Source organism: Massilia sp. BAP21, from assembly GCF_057801335.1.
On sequence record NZ_CM173596.1, the window covers coordinates 5,065,184 to 5,083,807 of the forward strand.

Genomic DNA, 18,624 nt, shown 5'->3' on the forward strand with positions numbered 1-18,624 from the left:
GCATGAGTCTTGCGCATGAATACTCCGATCCATCCGACCCGCGAAGAAACCGAAGAAGCCGCAGCCAATCCACCGCCGCCCGGCGACGCCAACGACGCCCAGCCGCCAGCCGCCACCACGCCGGCCGCCGACCCGCCGCCCAGTCCGTACGCGGCAGGCGCGGCGCCGGCGGCTCCCGCTTCTCCAGCGGCAGCACCGGCATCGGCGCCGCCGCCAGCCCCTGAGCTGCCGCCGAAGAAGATCCGCGCCACCCCGGCCGCGATCGGCATCATGATCACGGTGGCCGCGGTCGGCATCGCCCTCATCATGTGGGCCTGGCACATCGGCCCCTTCAACAGTACCCGCATGAGCACCGACAACGCCTACGTGCGCGGCGCCGTCACCGTGCTCTCGCCCCAGGTCAATGGCTACGTCACCGAGGTGCTGGTCAAGGACTTCCAGTACGTCAAGGCGGGCCAGGAACTGCTGCGCATCGACGACCGCATCTACGCCGAGCGCGTGCGCCAGGCCGAGGGCCAGCTGGCCAACGCCGTGGCCCAGCTGAACAATGCCGAGCAGACCCAGGCCCAGAACACGGCCTCGGTGGGCGCGGCGCGCGCCAATTTGGCGGCGGTGGAGGCCGAGCGCGCCCGTGCCCAGGCCGAGCAGGGCCGGGTCGACGAGCTGGCCGAGCGCGGCTCGGTGTCGCTCAACGAACGCGACCGCGTGCGCACCACGGCGCGCCTGGCCGCCGCCAACGTGCTCAAGGCGCAGGCCGACATCGACATCGCCCAGCAGCGCGTGAAGTCCACGCTTGTGGCGCGCGGCGGCCTGGAAGCGCAAGTGAGCATGGCCGAGGCGCAGCTGGCCCTGGCGAAGATCGACCTCGCCAACACCGTGGTCACGGCGCCGCGCGACGGCCAGGTGAGCGAGGCGACCGTACGGCGCGGGCAGTACGTGACGGCCGGCTCGCAGCTGCTGTTCCTGGTGCCGGACCAGCTGTGGGTGGTGGCCAACTTCAAGGAAGGGCAAACCTGGCGCATGCGCATCGGCCAGCCGGCGCGCTTCACGGTCGACGCCTTCGAGGGCGCGGCGCTCACCGGCCACGTGGAACAGATCGCGCCGGCCACCGGCTCGGAGTTCAGCGTGCTGCGCCCTGACAATGCTTCCGGCAACTTCACGAAAGTGGTGCAGCGCCTGCCCATCCGCATTGCCATCGACCCCGGCCAGGAGCTGGCCAGGCGCCTGCGCCCCGGCATGTCGGTGACGGCCGAAGTCGATACCGGCGCCCAGCCGCGCGAAGCCGGCCGCCCGGCCGGCCCGGCTGCCGCCCGGCCCGCCGCCCAGCCTGCAGCGGGGACGGCGCGATGAAGCGGCGTACCTTCAATACCGCGCTGGCGATCGTTGGCGTCGGCATCCTGGCCGGCTGCGCGCCGGCCTGGCGTCCGGCGCCGCCGCTGGCCAGCGTCGCGCCGCCGGAGGACTGGCGCGAACCGATCGATGGCAGCGGGAACGTCGATCCGCAATGGTGGATTGCCTTCGGCGATCCGGAACTCAACCGCCTGGTCGGCGCGGCCCTGGTGCGCAACAGCGACGTGCTGATCGCCGTGGCCCGGGTGGACGAAGCGCGCGCCCAGGCCGAACTGGCCGAGGCGGCCCGCCTGCCGGCGCTGAACGGCGCCATCGGGCTGCAAGCGGGGCGCGCACTGCAGGCGACCGGCATCAGCACGGCGCGCTCGGTCCAGCCTTCGCTGCAGGCCAACTGGGAGCCCGATCTGTTCGGACGCATCCGCACCCAGATCCGCGCCAGCGCGCTGCAGTTCCGCGCGACCCAGGCCGAGCGCGACGCGGCTGCCCTGACGGTGGCGGCGACCACCGCGCAGAACTACATCGCCCTGCTGGCGATCGACGCCCAGTTGCGCATCACGCGCGAGACGGTGGCCTCGCGCGCCGAGGCGCTGCGCCTGGCGAGCGACCAGGCGCGCGTGGGCTATATCTCGCAGCTGCAGCTGACCCAGGCCCAATCCGAGTACGAGGCGGTGCAGCAATCGATTCCCGAACTCGAACTGGCCATGCGGCGCCAGGAAAACGCGGTGCGCCTGCTGGCCGGCGAACTGCCCGGCACGGTGGAGCGCGGCAAGGCCTTCGAGGACCTGACCCTGCCCACGGTGCCGGCCGCCCTGCCCTCGCAGCTGCTGGCGCGCCGGCCCGACGTGGCCCAGCGCGCCCTGCTGCTGGCGGCCGCCGACGAAGGCCTGGCCCTGCGCCGCCAGGCCTTCCTGCCGCAGGTGAGCCTGAGCGCGCAGCTGGGCAGCATTCTCACCAGTTCGCTCGACTACGACCCGGTGAGCGTCTGGAGCATCGGCGGCAGCGTGCTGGCGCCGCTGTTCTCGGGCGGACGGCTGCAGGCGCAGTACGCGGCCTCGGCCTCGGTGCGCGACCAGGCCGCGTTTGCTTACCGGCGCACGGTGCTGACCGCGTTTTCCGAAGTCGAGAATGCACTCGCCGGGGTGCCGCGTTTGCAGGAGCAGGTGGGGCATGCGATGCGGCGGCGCGAGATCCTGACGCGCTCGCTGGGGTATGCGCGCGACCGTTTCCAGGCCGGATATGCCTCGTATCTCGAGGAATTGGATGCGCAGCGCAATTTGTACCAGGTGGAGCTGGCGATGGTTACGCTGCGGCGCACACAAATCGAAAACCTGATCGGCTTGTATCGGGCGCTGGGTGGCGGGTGGTCGTCGGGTTGACGGCCTGATGCGGACACCCCGGAGGCGGAGCCTGGTCGCTTTTCGGGGTTGTAGGGTGGGCACCTGTGCCCACGCTGTCGTGCTTAAAGGCACCAATAGAAGCCATCCTGGCCGGGTTGCCGGGCGTTCCGGTAACGTAGCGTGAGCGCACCAGCCGTACCGCGTGGGCACAGGTGCCCACCCTTGTATCTTGACCGAGTTGGTGGTTAGCTACTGCCAGCAGAGGTGAAGACCAGCTTGGGCCCACCCTTAAGGCTCGACCTTGGAAGGTAGATCAAGCCCTTCACCTCGTTCCCACACCATGCCAAACACTGGACGGTAGCCAAGGGCAATGACCCTGTATGCACAAGGAGAGTGGGTGTGTTGATCGAGGACGCAAGGAGAATTTATGTTTTATCTAGGTGTAGACGTTGCCAAGAAAAACCTTGACTGCATGCTGCTCGATAGCGAGACCGGCAAGCTCAAGTCGAAGAGTAATATTCCAAATACAGCTGCTGGCTTTGTGGAGTTGCTTGACTGGCTGAACGAAAAGAAGGCGTCCAATCCACACGTGGTGATGGAGCCGACAGGGATGTATCACGAAGCCGCTGCATTGGCCCTGGCCGATGCTGGACTGGTCGTATCGCTGGTTAATCCAGCTCAGCTGCGCGCTTTCGCGCAAGGACTGGGGGTGAAGAACAAGACCGATAAGCAAGACAGTGCGGTGCTGGCTCGCTTCGGCATGGCCCAAAATCCTGCACCATGGCAGCCACCATCGCCGTCAGCACGTCACCTCAAAGCCCTGCTGGCGCGCCGTGATGCAGTCGCCGACGATCTACAGCGCGAACGCAATCGCAAGGAAGCAAACGACTTTAGCTCGGTACCAGAAGCTGTAAGCGCCTCTATTGCAGAATCAATCGCTTTTCTGCAGGCCGAACTGAAGCGGTTGGAAAAGATGATTGCCAAGCACATCAATGACGACCCGGACCTGCGCAACAAGAAAGAACTACTCGAAACGATACCTGGTGTCGGTCCTCGTGTTTCGACCCATATGACGACGTTATTTGCTGGTCGAACGTTTGAGAGCGCCGAGCAGCTGGCAGCCTATCTGGGGCTCGTGCCAGTTGTATGGGAGTCAGGATCTTCGGTACGTGGCCGGCCGCATATGTCGAAAGCCGGCCCTGCTTACTTACGCAAAGTGCTGTACATGCCTGCCGTCGTGGCAACACGCTGTAATCCGCATATTAAGGCGCTGAATGAGCGACTGCTCGCCAAAGGTAAAACCGCGATGGCCGCAATTGGAGCCGCTATGCGCAAGCTGGCACACCTGTGTTTTGGTGTCATCCACTCCGGCAAGCCCTACGACCCAAAATTTGCATGTAGGGCTTGACGGGTAAGACGGTATCTACAAAAGCGAACAGCGGCACATTTGGCCGATGTCGCGTTGCCAGTTTCCACCGCGTAGTACGGTCCGGGTTGCGTCGACATGCGCAATGATCAGGCACGCACTCACGCCGTCCGCGCATTATTTCACTCAATAAATGCTGCAAAGCAGCACGAAAATACTTTCACGCAATGCTCGTGCGCGCTCTTGCAGGATTTATCATTCCCGCCTGCCGCACATCACCTTACAAAGGGAAAGCGTATTATGAGCCAGGGTAATCCTCTGTCGCTGCACGTCCCGGAGCCAACCGGCCGTCCGGGTTGCAAGACTGATTTTTCGTATCTCCAGTTGTCCAGGGCAGGCGAAGTCCGCCGTCCCGAAGTCGATACCGCGTTCGGCGACACCGCCGACCTCGTGTCGTCCCTCATCCGCGTCCTCGACGAAGACGGCAATGCCGTCGGCCCGTGGGCGCCCGACATCGGTGTCGACCAGCTGCGCTTCGGCCTGCGCACGATGATGAAGACCCGCATCTTCGATGCGCGCATGGTCATCGGCCAGCGCCAGAAGAAAATGTCCTTCTACATGACCTCGCTCGGCGAGGAAGCCATCGGCACCGCGCATTCGCTCGCCCTAAAGGACGGCGACATGTGCTTCCCGACCTACCGCCAGCAAAGCCTGCTGATGGCGCGCGAATACCCGATGGTCGACATGATCTGCCAGCTGCTCTCGAACGAGCGCGACCCGATGAAGGGCCGCCAGCTGCCGGTCATGTACTCGGTCAAGGACAAGGGTTTCTTCTCGATCTCCGGTAACCTGGCCACGCAGGTGCCGCAGGCGGTCGGCTGGGCCATGGCGTCCGCCATCAAGGGCGACACGAAAATCGCCTCGGCCTGGATCGGCGACGGCGCCACCGCCGAATCCGACTTCCACACCGCCCTGACCTTCGCCCACGTCTACCGGGCGCCGTGCATCATCAACGTCGTCAACAACCAGTGGGCGATCTCGACCTTCCAGGCGATCGCCGGCGGCGAAAGCGTGACCTTCGCCGCACGCGGCGTGGGCGCGGGTATCGCCAGCTTGCGCGTGGACGGCAACGACTTCCTGGCCGTGTACGCGGCTTCGTGCTGGGCCGCCGAACGCGCCCGCCGCAACCTCGGACCGACGCTGATCGAATGGGTCACCTACCGCGCCGGCCCGCACTCCACCTCCGACGATCCGTCGCGCTACCGCCCGGCAGACGACTGGACCCGCTTCCCGCTCGGCGACCCGATCGCCCGCCTGCGCCAGCACCTGACGAAAATCGGCGCCTGGTCGGATGAAGAGCACGAGCGCGTCCAGGCCGACCTCGAAGCCGAGGTGCTGGCCGCGCAAAAGCAGGCGGAGCAATACGGCACGCTGGCCGACGGCCGCGTCCCGAGCGCGGCTTCGATGTTCGAGGATGTCTACAAGGACATGCCGGAACACCTGCGCCGCCAACGTCAACAACTGGGGGTGTGAGATGGCACGCGATAGCGACAACAACACGGTCGAACAAGACCAGGCGAGCGACGGCGTAAAAAGCGCCACCTCGCAAATGACCATGATCCAGGCCCTGCGTTCGGCCATGGACGTGATGCTGGGCCGCGACGACAACGTGGTCGTCTACGGCCAGGACGTCGGCTACTTCGGCGGCGTGTTCCGCGTCACCGACGGTTTGCAGGTCAAGTACGGCAAGCAGCGCGTATTCGACGCGCCGATTTCCGAAGGCGGCATCGTCGGTACCGCGGTCGGCATGGGCGCCTACGGCCTGCGCCCGGTGGTCGAGATCCAGTTCGCCGATTACTTCTATCCGGCGTCGGACCAGATCGTCTCGGAAGCGGCGCGCCTGCGCTACCGCTCGGCCGGCGATTTCACCGCCCCGCTGACCATCCGCATGCCTTGCGGCGGCGGCATTTACGGCGGCCAGACCCACAGCCAGAGCCCGGAAGCGCTGTTCACCCACGTGTGCGGCCTGCGCACCGTGATGCCGTCGAACCCGTATGATGCGAAGGGCCTCTTGATCGCCGCCATCGAGAACGACGATCCGGTGATCTTCCTGGAACCCAAGCGCCTGTACAACGGCCCCTTCGATGGCCACCACGACCGTCCGGTCGTGTCCTGGGCCAAGCACCCGATGGGCGAAGTCCCCGAGGGTTACTACACCGTCCCGCTGGACAAGGCGGCGATCTTCAGGCCGGGCAACGATCTCACCGTGATCACCTACGGCACCATGGTCTGGGTGTCGGAGGCGGCGGCGCTGGAAAGCGGCGTCGACGCCGAGATCATCGACCTGCGCACCCTGTGGCCGCTGGACCTCGACACCATCGTCGAATCGGTGAAAAAGACCGGCCGCTGCGTGGTCGTGCATGAAGCCACCCGCACGTCCGGCTTCGGCGCCGAACTGGCGGCACTGGTACAAGAACACTGCTTCTATCACCTGGAAGCCCCGATCGAGCGCGTCACCGGATGGGATACCCCCTACCCGCACGCGCAGGAATGGGCGTACTTCCCCGGCCCCGACCGTGTCGGCGCCGCGTTCAAACGTGCGATGGAGGCGAAATAAATGGGTATTCACGTTATCAAGATGCCTGACCTCGGCGAAGGCATCGCCGAAGTCGAAGTCGTCGCCTGGCACGTCAAGCCGGGCGACACGGTCAAGGAAGACCAGGTGCTGGCCGACGTCATGACCGACAAGGCCACCGTCGAAATCCCGTCGCCGGTGAACGGCACCGTCACTTCGCTCGGCGGCAAGCTGGGCGAAGCGATGGCCGTCGGCGCGGAACTGATCCGCCTCGAAGTCGAAGGCGCGGGCAACCACAGCGGCGAATCCGCCTCGGCGAACACCGCCACGGCGGCGCGCCAGCATACGTCCACAAGCAAAGCATCGGGCGGCAGCAGCGACACGGTCGACGAATTCATCCCGATCACCGTCGCGCAACCGGAAACCGTGGTCACCACGGTCACCAGCGAAGCAACGGCGGCGCCGGCCCAGGCCGCGCCGCAGCGCCCAGCCACGCCGGCTTATACGCAGGCCGGTGGTCAAGCCTCGGCGCCATCGCACCACGGACGCGCCGCCGGCGAAAAGCCGCTGGCCGCACCGGCCGTGCGCCAGCGCGCCTGGGACATGGGCATCGAGCTGCAGTACGTGACCGGCACCGGCCCGGCCGGCCGTATCCAGCACGCCGACCTCGACGCCCACGTGGCGCGCGGCCAGCGCAAGGCGGCCGAAGGCGACCGCCGCTACGCCGTGCTCGAAGGCGAACAAGCCATGCCGGTGATTGGCATGCGCCGCAAGATCGCCGAGAAGATGGCCGAAGCGAAGCGCCGCATCCCGCACTTCACCTACGTGGAAGAAATCGACGTCACCGAACTCGAAGCCCTGCGCGTGCAGCTGAACACCCGCTACGCCGGCCAGCGCCCGAAACTGACCCTGCTGCCGCTGATCATGCGCGCCGTGGTGCTGGCGATCCGCCGCTACCCGTCGGTGAACGCCCGCTTCGACGACGACGCGAACATCGTCACCACCTACAACGCCGTCCACCTGGGCATCGCCGCCCAGACCGATGCCGGCTTGATGGTGCCGGTGGTGCGCAACGCCGAAGCGCGCGACCCATGGTCGGCGGCCGCCGAAGTGGCGCGCCTGGCCGAAGCAGCGCGCAGCGGCAAGGCCCTGCGCGAGGAGCTCTCCGGCTCGACCATCACCATCACCAGCCTCGGGGCCCTTGGCGGCATCGTCACCACGCCGGTCATCAACCGGCCGGAAGTGGCGATCGTCGGCGTCAACCGCATCATCGACAAGCCGGTCATCCTGAACGGCGCCATGGTGGCGCGCAAGACCATGAACCTGTCGTCCTCGTTCGACCACCGCGTGATCGACGGCATGGTGGCGGCGGAGTTCATCCAGACCATCCGCGGCTACCTCGAGTGCCCTGCAACCCTGTTCGTGGAGTAAAGCAGTGAACACTATCTCTACCAATCTGCTGGTGATCGGCGGCGGCCCCGGCGGCTATGTTGCCGCCATCCGCGCCGGCCAGCTCGGCATCAAGACCATCGTGGTCGAGGGCGCCCAGCTGGGCGGCACCTGCCTGAACATCGGCTGCATCCCCTCGAAAGCCCTGATCCACGCCGCCGAGGAATTCGACAAGGCCCAGCACTACGCCAGCGGCTCGGCCATCGGCATCTCGGCCAGCGCGCCCAGCATCGACCTGGGCCGCACCGTAGCCTGGAAAGACGGTATCGTGAAGCGCCTGACCGGCGGCGTCGGCGCCCTGCTCAAGAAAAACGACGTGCAGGTGATCAACGGCTTCGCACGCATCCTCGACGGCAAGACGGTCGAAGTGAAACAGGCCGATGGCGAGCTGGTGCGCATCCGCTGCGAGCACCTGCTGCTGGCAGCCGGCTCCGAGGCCGTCGAATTGCCCTTCATGCCCTATGGCGGCATGGTGGTCTCGTCGACCGAGGCGCTCTCGCCCGAGACCATCCCGCAGCAGCTGGTGGTGGTCGGCGCCGGTTACATCGGCCTGGAACTCGGCACGGCTTACCGTAAACTCGGCGCCGAAGTGACGGTGGTGGAAGCGGCCGACCGCCTCCTGCCGGCCTACGACGCCGAACTCACGAAACCGGTGGGCGCGGCGATCAAGCGCCTCGGCATCGACCTGCGCCTGGGCACCTCGGTGCTCGGCCTGAACGCCGGCGGCAACGGCGTGCGCGTGCGCGAAGCGAACGGCGAGGAAACCCTGCTGTCCTGCGACCGCGTGCTGGTGGCCGTGGGCCGCCGTCCGCGCACCGGCGGCTGGGGGCTGGAATCGCTGCAGCTCGACATGAACGGGCGCGCCGTGAAGATCGACGACCAGTGCCGCACCTCGATGCGCAACGTCTGGGCCATCGGCGACCTGGCCGGCGAACCGATGCTGGCGCACCGCGCCATGGCGCAGGGCGAAATGGTGGCCGAGATCATCGCGGGCAAGCGCCGCCACTTCACGCCGAACGCGATTCCGGCGGTGTGCTTCACCGACCCGGAAGTGGTGGTGGTGGGCTTGTCGCCGGGTGAAGCCGAGAAGGCGGGGCTGGACGTCATCAGCGCCAACTTCCCGTTCGCCGCGAACGGCCGCGCCATGACCATCGAGTCGACGGACGGTTTTGTCCGCGTGGTGGCACGGCGCGACAACCACCTGATCGTCGGCTGGCAGGCGGTGGGACGCGCTGTCTCGGAACTTTCCGCCGCGTTCGGGCAGTCGATCGAGCTGGGCGCCACGCTGGAAGACATCGCCGGCACCATCCACGCCCACCCTACCCTGGGTGAAGCGGTGCAGGAAGCGGCCTTACGCGCGCTGGGGCACGCCTTGCACATCTGATAGCAGGGCTGGAAGTCCGAACACGGACTGCGGGGACGGGGATTGCTATCCTTCGTCCCCTTTTTATTAGTATTCCAACCATAGTGTCGTTTTAGTACGACATTTCTTGCCGAATGTGTGGTCTGAGTGCACCAGAATGTGGCATAACGTCAATACCGTTTGTCCTGGTTTATCAAAACGCAAGACAAATGCGATAAACGCATGGCGGCACCGAGTGCCGCCTGATTTCCGATTTGTGAGAAAGCCATCATCATGTTCAAGAAAATCGCAGCCGCAGCAGCCCTCGTCGTCGCTTCCTCGTCCGTCTTCGCCCAGCAAATGCCGCAATGGTATGCCGGCGTCGACGCTTCCTCGACCAAGATCGAAGGCGCAGACCGCGAAGGCGGCGGCGGCGTCTTCATCGGCTACAACCTGAGCCCGAACTTCGCCATCGAAGCCGGCTGGCACCGCCTGGCCGAAGCCGACCTCTATTACTGGGACCTGGACGCGCGCGCCAAGGCCAAGTTCGACCAGACCGACGTGTCGCTGATCGGCACCCTGCCGCTGAGCAATGGCTTCGGCGTGTATGGCCGCCTGGGCTACAACCACCTGAAGATCAAGGCATCGGCCAGCGCCGGCAACGTCCGCGTGTCGGAATCGGATTCGGAAGACAAGGTCCTGTACGGCGCCGGTTTGTCGTACACCTTCAACCCGCAGATCGTCGGCCGCCTGGAAGTGCAGAAGCCGCATAGCGACATCACCAAGGTGGCGGTTGGCGTGGGCTTCAACTTCTGATCTTGCGGTTCCGGCCCGGCCGGATTCCCCTGAAAACCCGGACCTTCGACGGTCCGGGTTTTTTTATGCATGGTGATTGTCGGAAATCTTTACGATTGCATTCGCACAAGATTTCGTTAGGTTAATTTTCCGCTTAGAAATCAATGACATAAATAAATATTTACATATTGGCATGCTAATTGCTCACACGCAGGGCTCAACCTAACCGGAGATTCCCATGTCACTGCGTTCCCTGAAAGCCCTGTTCGTCAGCTTGTCCCTGCTTGCTTCCACCTCGGTCTTTGCTGTGCCGTTGGTCGTCAATCTGAACAACATCGACAGCGTCGGTGAAATCGGCGACCCGGGTAATACCGTCCTGACTTACGATATCGGGGCCAATTCGCTGGTCACCGGCATCAGCTACGACATCAACGTCACCGCTTACCGCCCAAGCTGGCTGGACGAACTCGGCCTGGCGTTCACTAACTCGAAAGGCACGGAAGGCGTCTTCTTCAACCCGGGAGTGGGCCTGCTCTTTTCCGGTACCGGCAGCTTTGCCGACTCGGCTGACCTGACGGAGTTCGGCCTGGCCTTCAATGTCGGCGTCGACGGCATCCTGCGCCTCGAATTCTTCGAAGACTTCGACGACTTCGGCGTGAACCCGGATGGCCGCTGGAACTTCGGCACCATCACCTTCGACTACACGCCGGCGGAAGTCGCAGGCGAAGTACCTGAGCCAGCGACTGCCCTGCTGCTGGGAGGCGGCGCCATGCTCATGGGCTTTGCCAACCGCCGCCGCCGCGCTGCCAAGGCGCTTGGCGCCGCAACTGCCTGATCTGTATCAAGTTTTCCCGCAATGGCGCCTTGGGCGCCTTTGTTCGTTTATGGCCAGCATTGCCCATCGATACGCTTGCTTCCGAGCGATTCGAAAACACAAAATTTAGCGTTGCCAGCAAGAAAAGCATGTTCGTGCGATAATCCGGCCCCGGCCGAAACATGGCGTTTCGGCCCTTTCCGTTTTACCGCAAGAAAAGGCATTACCATGTTCAAGAAAATCGCAGTCGCAGCAGCCCTCGTCGCCGCATCGTCCGTCTCCATCGCCGCACCACAGACCCCGTTCTACGCCGGTGTCGACGTGTCCTCGACCAAGGTCGAAGGCTTCGACGACAAGGGCGGCTACGGCGCCTTCGTCGGCTACAAGCTGAACGAAAACCTCGCGGTCGAAGGCGGCTACCACCGCCTGGCCGACACCGATGTCAACCTGGGCGGCTACCGCGCCGACACCACCCTCGACCAGATCGACGTGTCGCTGATCGGCAGCGTCCCGCTGTCGAACGGCTTCAGCCTGTACGGCCGCATCGGCTACAACCGCCTGAATGGCGAAGCCAAGTTCGACGGCGAAAAGCTCAAGGACCACTCGCAGAACGCCCTGTACGGCATGGGCCTGGGCTACTCCTTCACCCCGGTCGTCACCGGCCGCCTGGAAGTGCAAAAGCCTGACAGCGATGTCACCAAGCTGGTGGCCGGCGTCGCTTTCGCCTTCTAAATCACGCTTGTTCCGGCGCTAAGCCGGAAGCAACGACGAAACCGGGCTGCCTGTGCAGCCCGGTTTTTTTATGCCCGTATGGATGACCGGCGCGGCGGGCGGCCTGCTTGTACAATTCGTACAACATCACTACTCAGCCACCATGCCGAACCACCGCATCCTGGTGCTCTACGCCCATCCGGCGCCGCACCGCTCGCGCATCAACCGCCGCCTGGCCGACGCCGCGCGCGCCATCGACGGCGTGCTGCTGCACGACCTCTACGAAACCTACCCCGACTTCTTCATCGACGTGGCGCACGAGCAGGCGCTGGCCGAGCAGGCCGAGCTGGTCGTCTTCCTGCACCCGCTGCGCTGGTACAGCATGCCTTCGCTGCTGAAGGAATGGGTCGACGCCGTGTTGCAGCCGGGCTGGGCCTACGGCCCCGGCGCCACGGCGCTGCAGGGCAAAGGCTATTTGCTGGCCCTGACCACCGGCAGCGGGCCCGACGCCTATGCGGCCGGCGAACGCCACGGCCACCCCTTCGACGCTTTCCTGCCGCCTTTCCGCCAGACCGCCGCGCTGTGCGGCATGCACTGGCTGGCGCCGCACATCCTGCATGGCGCAAACAGCGCAAACGAGGAAGCGGTCGAGGTCCACGTGGCCGCCTTCCGGTCCCGTCTCGAAGCCTGGCTGCGGGGAGATCGTCATGGAGCATAGCCTGCTGACGAATGCCCTGATCTACCTGGCCGCCGCCGTGGTCGCGGTGCCGCTCGCCAAGCGCCTCGGCCTGGGCGCGGTGCTCGGCTATCTGCTGGCCGGGATGGCGATCGGGCCCTGGGGCCTGAAGCTGATCGGCGACGTCGAGACCATCCTGCATTTCTCGGAATTCGGCGTGGTGCTGCTGCTGTTCCTGATCGGCCTGGAGCTCGAACCGAGCCGCCTGTGGTCCTTGCGGCGCCAGATTTTCGGCTGGGGCACGGCCCAGGTGCTGCTGGTGGCCGCGGCCCTGTTCGGCGCGGCGCTGCTGGTCGGCGTCGACTGGCGCGTGGCCCTGATCGCCGCGCTCGGCCTGTCGCTGTCGTCGACCGCGATCGCGCTGGCCACGCTGGGCGAGCGCAACCTGATGGGCACCCCGGCCGGCCAGGCCGGCTTTGCCCTGCTGCTGTTCCAGGACATCGCCGCGATCCCGATGATCGCCCTGGTGCCGGTGCTGGGCGTGGCGGTGGCAGACAGTGCCCATGCCGGCGGCTGGCAGAACGCGGCGCGCCTGGCGGCGGTGATTGCCGGCGTGGTGATTGGCGGGCGCTACCTGGTGCGCCCCGCCCTGCGCATCATCGCCAGGGCCGGCATGCGCGAGATTTTCACCGCCTTTGCCCTGCTGCTGGTGATCGCCATTTCGCTCTTGATGCAATGGGTCGGCATGTCGATGGCCCTGGGCGCCTTCATGGCCGGCGTCCTGCTGGCCGACTCCGAATACCGGCACGCGCTGGAAACCGACCTCGAACCGTTCAAGGGCCTGCTGCTCGGGCTGTTCTTCATCGCGGTCGGCATGTCGGTCGACTTCGGCGTGTTCCTGGCGAAGCCAATGATCATCCTCGGCCTGGTGCTGGGCTTCCTGGCCATCAAGTTGACGGTGCTGTTCCTGCTCTCGTTCCGCTTCGGCATCGCACGCGGCCAGCGCTGGCTGTTCGCCATTTTGCTGTCGCAGGGCGGCGAGTTCGCCTTTGTCGTGTTCGGCGCGGCCGCCACGGCGCGCGTGTTCGCCCCCGAGACCGGCTCGCTGCTGGTGGCCGTGGTGGCGCTATCGATGGTCTCCACGCCGCTACTGCTGCTGTTCCACGACAAGGTGCTGGAACCGCGCTACCGCGGCCAGAACAAGCGCGAACCCGACGCCATCGACGACAACGAGGGCCACGTGATCATCGCCGGCTTCGGCCGCTTCGGCCAGATCATCGGCCGCCTGCTGAACGCCAACCGCGTCAAACTGACGATCCTCGATCACGACCCGGACCAGATCGAACTGCTGCGCCGCTTCGGCTTCAAGGTGTTCTATGGCGACGCGACCCGCATCGACCTGTTGACCGCCGCCGGCGCCGCCAAGGCACGCGCCCTGGTGCTGGCCATCGACGACATCGACGACAGCCTGGCCCTGGCCGACGCCGTGCGCGAGCACTTCCCCGATTTGCCGATCCTGGCGCGGGCCCGCAACGTGACCCACATGTACCAGCTGATGGACCGCGGCGTCACCATCGTCGAGCGCGAGACCTTCGAATCGGCCCTGCAGCTCGGGCGGCGCGCCCTGTCCCAGCTGGGCTTCGGCGCCTACCGCGCACGCGAAGCCATGCTCAAGTTCCGCGAGCACAACAAGAACAGCGTGGACGCCGTCTACCCTTACTACAAGGACCGCGAGCAGTATGTCTCGATGGCCAAGCGGGCGCGCGACGAACTGAACGCCATGTTCGCGCGCGACCTGAAGAATATCGACAACGAGACCGACCAGGGCTGGGACTGAAACAACTGGCGTCGCTGGGCTGCAGTTGGCGCCGTGGGTAGTCGTTCCGTCGCATGGGCAGGTGGCCGCGTCGGGATGCTGGCACAGTGGCTGCAACTTAACCCCTTCGCGGAGCCTGCCATGAACCACCTGCTGACCCATACCCCTGCCTACGTCTGGCTGATCCTGGCCCTGGTCGTCACGCGCGGCGTGATTGCCCTGCGCGAGCGCGAGACGACGCCCAGGAAGCTGTTCATCATTCCTGGCATCATGCTGCCGGTCGCCTTGCTCGATATCGCGCGCAAGTTCGGGCTCGACGGGTTGCCGCTGAGCGCCTGGGGCCTGGCCGTGGCGGCGACGATGTGGGTGATGTGGTCGCGTGGCGGCAGCCGGATTGCGATGGGCACGGCGCCAGGCCGGGTGCGCGTGGGTGGCAGCGTCATGCCGCTATTGCTGATGCTGCTGATCTTCATGGTCAAGTATGCGACCACGGTGATGCTGGTGACGGCGCCGGCGCTGTTGCACAGCGCTGCCGTTACTAGTGTGGCATGCGCGCTGATGGGCGCTGCGAATGGCTGGTTCTTCGGGCGCCTGCTGCGCGATGTGCTGGATGCCCGGGCAACCGGCGGCAGCATGACGAAAGGCGACATCGTTACCGCCTGAACCAGGGGGCCAGGGCGCACAGCCAGGCGCGTTCGCGCCCTCAACTATGTGTACAATGCAAGTTTTCATTCAAAGGCAGCCGTGAACAGCAACAGCCAGCATGCGTTCCTGGACAACGGCGGCGCCATGGGTGAACGTATCCGGGACATGGACTGGTCCGGGCATGCGCTCGGGCCGGTGTCCGGCTGGCCGCCCGTGTTGCGCACCGGCCTGTCCATCGTGCTCGGCTCGGCCTTCCCGACCTTCCTGGCCTGGGGCGAGGACCTGACCCTGTTCTTCAACGACGCCTACCTGCCGATGCTCGGCAACAAGGCGCCGACCGCGCTCGGCGCGCCCCACCCCGAAGTCTGGCACGAGGTCTGGCACGAACTGGAACCGACTATCCGGCGCGTGCTGGCCGGCGAATCCTTCTTTTTCGAGAACCGGGCGGTCATGCTGGAGCGCCACGGCTACTCCGAGCAGGCCTGGTTCACCTTTTCCTTCAGCCCCCTGCGCGACGAGCTGGGCGCGGTGCGCGGCCTGATCTGCACCGTGGTCGAGATGACCGACAAGATGCGTGCACTGGCGCGCCACAAGGATGCCGAGGAGCGTCTCGCGCTTTCGCTCGAGGCCTCGGGCAACATCGGCACCTGGAGCTACGAGCTCGACACCGGCGCCACCCACGTCGACGAGCGCTTCGCGCGCCTGTTCCAGGTCGAGGCCGCGCTGGCGCGCGAAGGCACGGAACTGAACCGCTTCACCGACATGATCCACCCCGAAGAACGCCCGCGCGTGCTGGCCGCGATCGCGCACGCCATCGAGACCCGCACCCTGTACGACGTCGAGTACCGCATCCCGCAGCGCTCTGGCCTGGACGTGTGGGTGAATGCGCGCGGCAAGGTGTTCACCGACCCGGCCGACGGCACGCGCCGCTTCGCCGGCATCGCGGTCGACATCAGCGAGCGCAAGGCGCAGGCCGAAGCGCTGCGCGCCAGCGAGGCGCAGGCCGAAAGCGACCGCCGCCGCCTCGACGTGCTGCTGGAATCGGCGCCGGTCGGCATCTTCTACGTCGACCCGAACGGCCGCCTGCTGGTGGCGAACGCCGCCAACCAGGCGATCTGGGGCCATTATCCCGACACCCGGTCGGTCGACGAATACGGCGTCTGGCGCGGCTGGCACATCGACGGCCCGCTGGCCGGGCAGCCGCTGGCCGCCGCCGACTGGCCGGTGGCGCGCGTGCTGGCCGGACGCGACACCGATGCCGGCGTGTTCGAGATCGAACCCTTTGGCATCCCGGGCCTGCGCCGCACGGTGCTGGTGCGCGCCGCCGCCCTGCGCGGCGCCGACGGCGCATTGCTTGGCGCGGTGGCCGCCCACATGGACATCACGCCCCAGGTGGCGGCCGAAAAGGCGCTCAAGGAAAGCGAACGCCGCTTCCGCGCCATCGCCAACGTGATCCCGCAAATGGTGTGGTCGACCCACGTCGACAGCGGCGTCTATTATTTCAACGAGCGCTGGCAGGAATTCACCGGCCTGGATGCCGCGGCGCTGCAGGAAGGCGCCTGGCGCGCCGCCATCCACCCCGAGGACCGCGAGGCCTTGCGCAGCGCATGGCAGCGCAGCATCGACGCCGGCGTGCCCTTCGAGTTCGAACACCGCCTGCGCCATGCCAGCGGCGACTACCGCTGGGTGCTGAGCCGCGCCCAGCCCTTCGCCGACCCCAGGGGCAAGGTGACCGACTGGATGGGCACCCTGACCGACATCCACGCGCAGAAGACCGGCGAAGCCGAGCTGCGCGCCCAGGCCCGGCGCAAGGACGAATTCCTGGCGATGCTGGCGCACGAACTGCGCAACCCGCTGGCGCCGATCAGCAACGCCGCCCAGCTGCTCGGCATGCCGGGGCTGGACGAACGGCGCCTGCGCCAGTCGAGCGAGATCATCGCGCGCCAGGTGCGCCACATGACCGAACTGGTCGACGACCTGCTCGACGTGTCGCGCGTTACGCGCGGCCTGGTACAGCTCGACCGAGCCCTGGTCGACATCGGCGCGGTGGTGGCCGGCGCCGCGGAACAGGCGCGTCCGCTGATCGAGGCGCGCCGCCACACGCTGGAACTGCAGCAGGATGCCGGCGGCTGGGTCGACGGTGACCGCACGCGCCTGGTGCAGGTGGTGTCGAATCTGCTGAACAACGCCGCCAAGTACACGCCGCAGGGCGGGCGCATCGCCCTGCAGGTGGCGCGCACGGATAGCCGGGTGACGGTCTCGGTGCGCGACAACGGCATCGGCATCGCACCCGACGTGCTGCCCCAGGTGTTCGATCTGTTCACCCAGGCCGAGCGCACGCCGGACCGTTCCCAGGGCGGCCTGGGCCTGGGCCTGGCGCTGGTGAAAAGCCTGGTGCAGCTGCATGGCGGCAGCGTGCACGCGGCCAGCGCAGGCCTCGGCCAGGGCAGCCGCTTCAGCGTGACGCTGCCGCTGGCGCAAGCCGGCGCCCCGGTCGCGGCGATGTCCGCGGCCCTGCCTGGCGCCGGCGCCACCGGCCAGGTCCGCATCCTGGTCGTCGACGACAACATCGATGCCGCCGAGTCGCTGACCGAGGTGCTGCGCGCCTGCGGCCACGAGGTGGCCAGCGCCGCCTCCTCGCGCGAGGCCCTGGACCTGGCCGGACGCGACTGGCCGCAGGTGTTCGTGCTCGACATTGGCCTGCCCGACATCGACGGCTACGAACTGGTGCGGCGCCTACGCGCCCTGCAGGACGGCCGCCCCGCCCTCTACCTGGCCCTGACCGGTTACGGCCAGGCCCACGACCGCGTGCTCTCGCGCAGCGCCGGTTTCGACCACCATTTCGTCAAGCCGGTGGACCTGCGCGCCCTGGTTGCCGTGATCGACGGCGTCAAGGCGGTTCCATGAATGCGCACCCTGATCTCGCCTTCCATAAATACACGCACCCCAGCCGGCGCCCAGACGGCCTCAAAACCGGCGCTGGTGTAGCATGATCCCCTTCGCGCCTGCGTCCGCGGGCCAGGCGCCGCACCCGGACCGCGCCCGCTGCCTTGACAGAAGCCCGTGCGGCCCCAAGAATTCATATCTATGTTGAAACCTGAAGAAGAAGCCCGCGGCCCGGCCTACAACGCCGCCGAGTTCTGCTCCACCAAAGATGCCGCCCGCTTGCTCGGCGTATCGCACCGCACGGTGCAGCTGTGGGTCGAGAACGGCGCCCTGCAAGCCTGGAAGACCGCCGGTGGCCACCGCCGCATCACGATGGCCTCGGTGAACAAGCTGGTCAACGAACGCCACGAGGCTACCGCGCCGGCGGCGCCCCCGGCCACGCCGGAACCGGGAAAGCCGGGCCGCAAGAAAGTCCTGCTGGTCGACGACGACCGCACCCTGCTGCGCCTGTACGAACTGGAGCTGTCGGGCTGGAACCTGCCGCTCGAGGTGGTCAAGGCCCACGACGGCTTCGAGGCCCTGATCCGCATCGGCGAACAGCGCCCCGACCTATTGGTGAGCGACTTGAGCATGCCGGGCATGGACGGCTTCCGCATGATCCGCACCCTGCGCGGCGAAGCCGGCTATGGCCAGATGGCGATCATCGTCGTCAGCGGCCTGGACCGCACGACCATCGCCTCGATGGGCCTGCCCGCCGACATCCCGGTGTTCCCGAAGCCGGTGCCCTTCGCCCAGCTGCGCGCAGCGGTCGAGAATGCGCTGGACATGCGCGCGGACGCTACCTGAGCGGGACACCACGCCC

General features: G+C 66.4%; 15 protein-coding genes. All 15 read left to right on the forward strand.

What is annotated here, in order from left to right:
* The first annotated feature begins 15 nt into the window (after positions 1-15).
* A complete protein-coding gene (locus ACWYRN_RS22300; RefSeq protein ID WP_488689927.1) occupies positions 16-1,350 on the forward strand; it encodes an HlyD family secretion protein in 1,335 nt (444 codons plus the stop codon).
* On the forward strand, positions 1,347-2,726 hold the full coding sequence (locus ACWYRN_RS22305; RefSeq protein WP_488689929.1) for an efflux transporter outer membrane subunit: 1,380 nt from the start codon (positions 1,347-1,349) through the stop codon (positions 2,724-2,726). Before ACWYRN_RS22300 ends, ACWYRN_RS22305 begins: the two co-directional genes overlap by 4 nt.
* A gap of 388 nt (positions 2,727-3,114) precedes the next feature.
* Positions 3,115-4,095 carry an IS110 family RNA-guided transposase gene (locus ACWYRN_RS22310; protein WP_488688451.1) on the forward strand — a complete coding sequence of 327 codons (981 nt, stop codon included), beginning with the start codon at positions 3,115-3,117 and terminating at the stop codon, positions 4,093-4,095.
* Positions 4,096-4,353: 258 nt separating this feature from the next.
* Positions 4,354-5,586 (forward strand): 3-methyl-2-oxobutanoate dehydrogenase (2-methylpropanoyl-transferring) subunit alpha, encoded by a 1,233-nt coding sequence (locus tag ACWYRN_RS22315; protein WP_488689931.1) that lies wholly within the window; start codon positions 4,354-4,356, stop codon positions 5,584-5,586.
* Positions 5,587-5,662: 76 nt separating this feature from the next.
* Positions 5,663-6,670 (forward strand): alpha-ketoacid dehydrogenase subunit beta, encoded by a 1,008-nt coding sequence (locus ACWYRN_RS22320; protein WP_488692866.1) that lies wholly within the window; start codon positions 5,663-5,665, stop codon positions 6,668-6,670.
* Positions 6,671-8,059, forward strand: coding sequence for a dihydrolipoamide acetyltransferase family protein (locus tag ACWYRN_RS22325; protein WP_488689933.1), 1,389 nt, complete (start codon positions 6,671-6,673; stop codon positions 8,057-8,059).
* Positions 8,060-8,063: 4 nt separating this feature from the next.
* Entirely contained in the window at positions 8,064-9,461 is a 1,398-nt protein-coding gene (lpdA, locus tag ACWYRN_RS22330) for a dihydrolipoyl dehydrogenase (protein ID WP_488689935.1), read from the forward strand.
* A gap of 252 nt (positions 9,462-9,713) precedes the next feature.
* Positions 9,714-10,235: a porin family protein gene (locus ACWYRN_RS22335; protein WP_488689936.1), complete on the forward strand. Its 522-nt coding sequence runs from the start codon at positions 9,714-9,716 to the stop codon at positions 10,233-10,235.
* 217 nt (positions 10,236-10,452) lie between these two features.
* Positions 10,453-11,049, forward strand: a complete 597-nt coding sequence (locus ACWYRN_RS22340) for a PEP-CTERM sorting domain-containing protein (RefSeq protein WP_488689938.1) — start codon at positions 10,453-10,455, stop codon at positions 11,047-11,049.
* A gap of 207 nt (positions 11,050-11,256) precedes the next feature.
* On the forward strand, positions 11,257-11,760 hold the full coding sequence (locus ACWYRN_RS22345) for a porin family protein (RefSeq protein WP_488689940.1): 504 nt from the start codon (positions 11,257-11,259) through the stop codon (positions 11,758-11,760).
* A gap of 142 nt (positions 11,761-11,902) precedes the next feature.
* Positions 11,903-12,457, forward strand: coding sequence for a glutathione-regulated potassium-efflux system oxidoreductase KefF (kefF, locus tag ACWYRN_RS22350; RefSeq protein WP_488689941.1), 555 nt, complete (start codon positions 11,903-11,905; stop codon positions 12,455-12,457).
* Positions 12,447-14,252 (forward strand): glutathione-regulated potassium-efflux system protein KefC, encoded by a 1,806-nt coding sequence (kefC, locus tag ACWYRN_RS22355; RefSeq protein WP_488689942.1) that lies wholly within the window; start codon positions 12,447-12,449, stop codon positions 14,250-14,252. Before kefF ends, kefC begins: the two co-directional genes overlap by 11 nt.
* 120 nt (positions 14,253-14,372) lie before the next feature.
* The gene (locus ACWYRN_RS22360) at positions 14,373-14,894 is read left to right on the forward strand and encodes a DUF6622 family protein (protein ID WP_488689943.1); all 522 of its coding nucleotides are present in this window, start codon (positions 14,373-14,375) and stop codon (positions 14,892-14,894) included.
* A gap of 81 nt (positions 14,895-14,975) precedes the next feature.
* Positions 14,976-17,783 carry a hybrid sensor histidine kinase/response regulator gene (locus tag ACWYRN_RS22365; RefSeq protein ID WP_488689944.1) on the forward strand — a complete coding sequence of 936 codons (2,808 nt, stop codon included), beginning with the start codon at positions 14,976-14,978 and terminating at the stop codon, positions 17,781-17,783.
* 180 nt (positions 17,784-17,963) lie between these two features.
* Positions 17,964-18,608: a response regulator gene (locus ACWYRN_RS22370; RefSeq protein WP_488689945.1), complete on the forward strand. Its 645-nt coding sequence runs from the start codon at positions 17,964-17,966 to the stop codon at positions 18,606-18,608.
* Positions 18,609-18,624 lie beyond the last annotated feature (16 nt).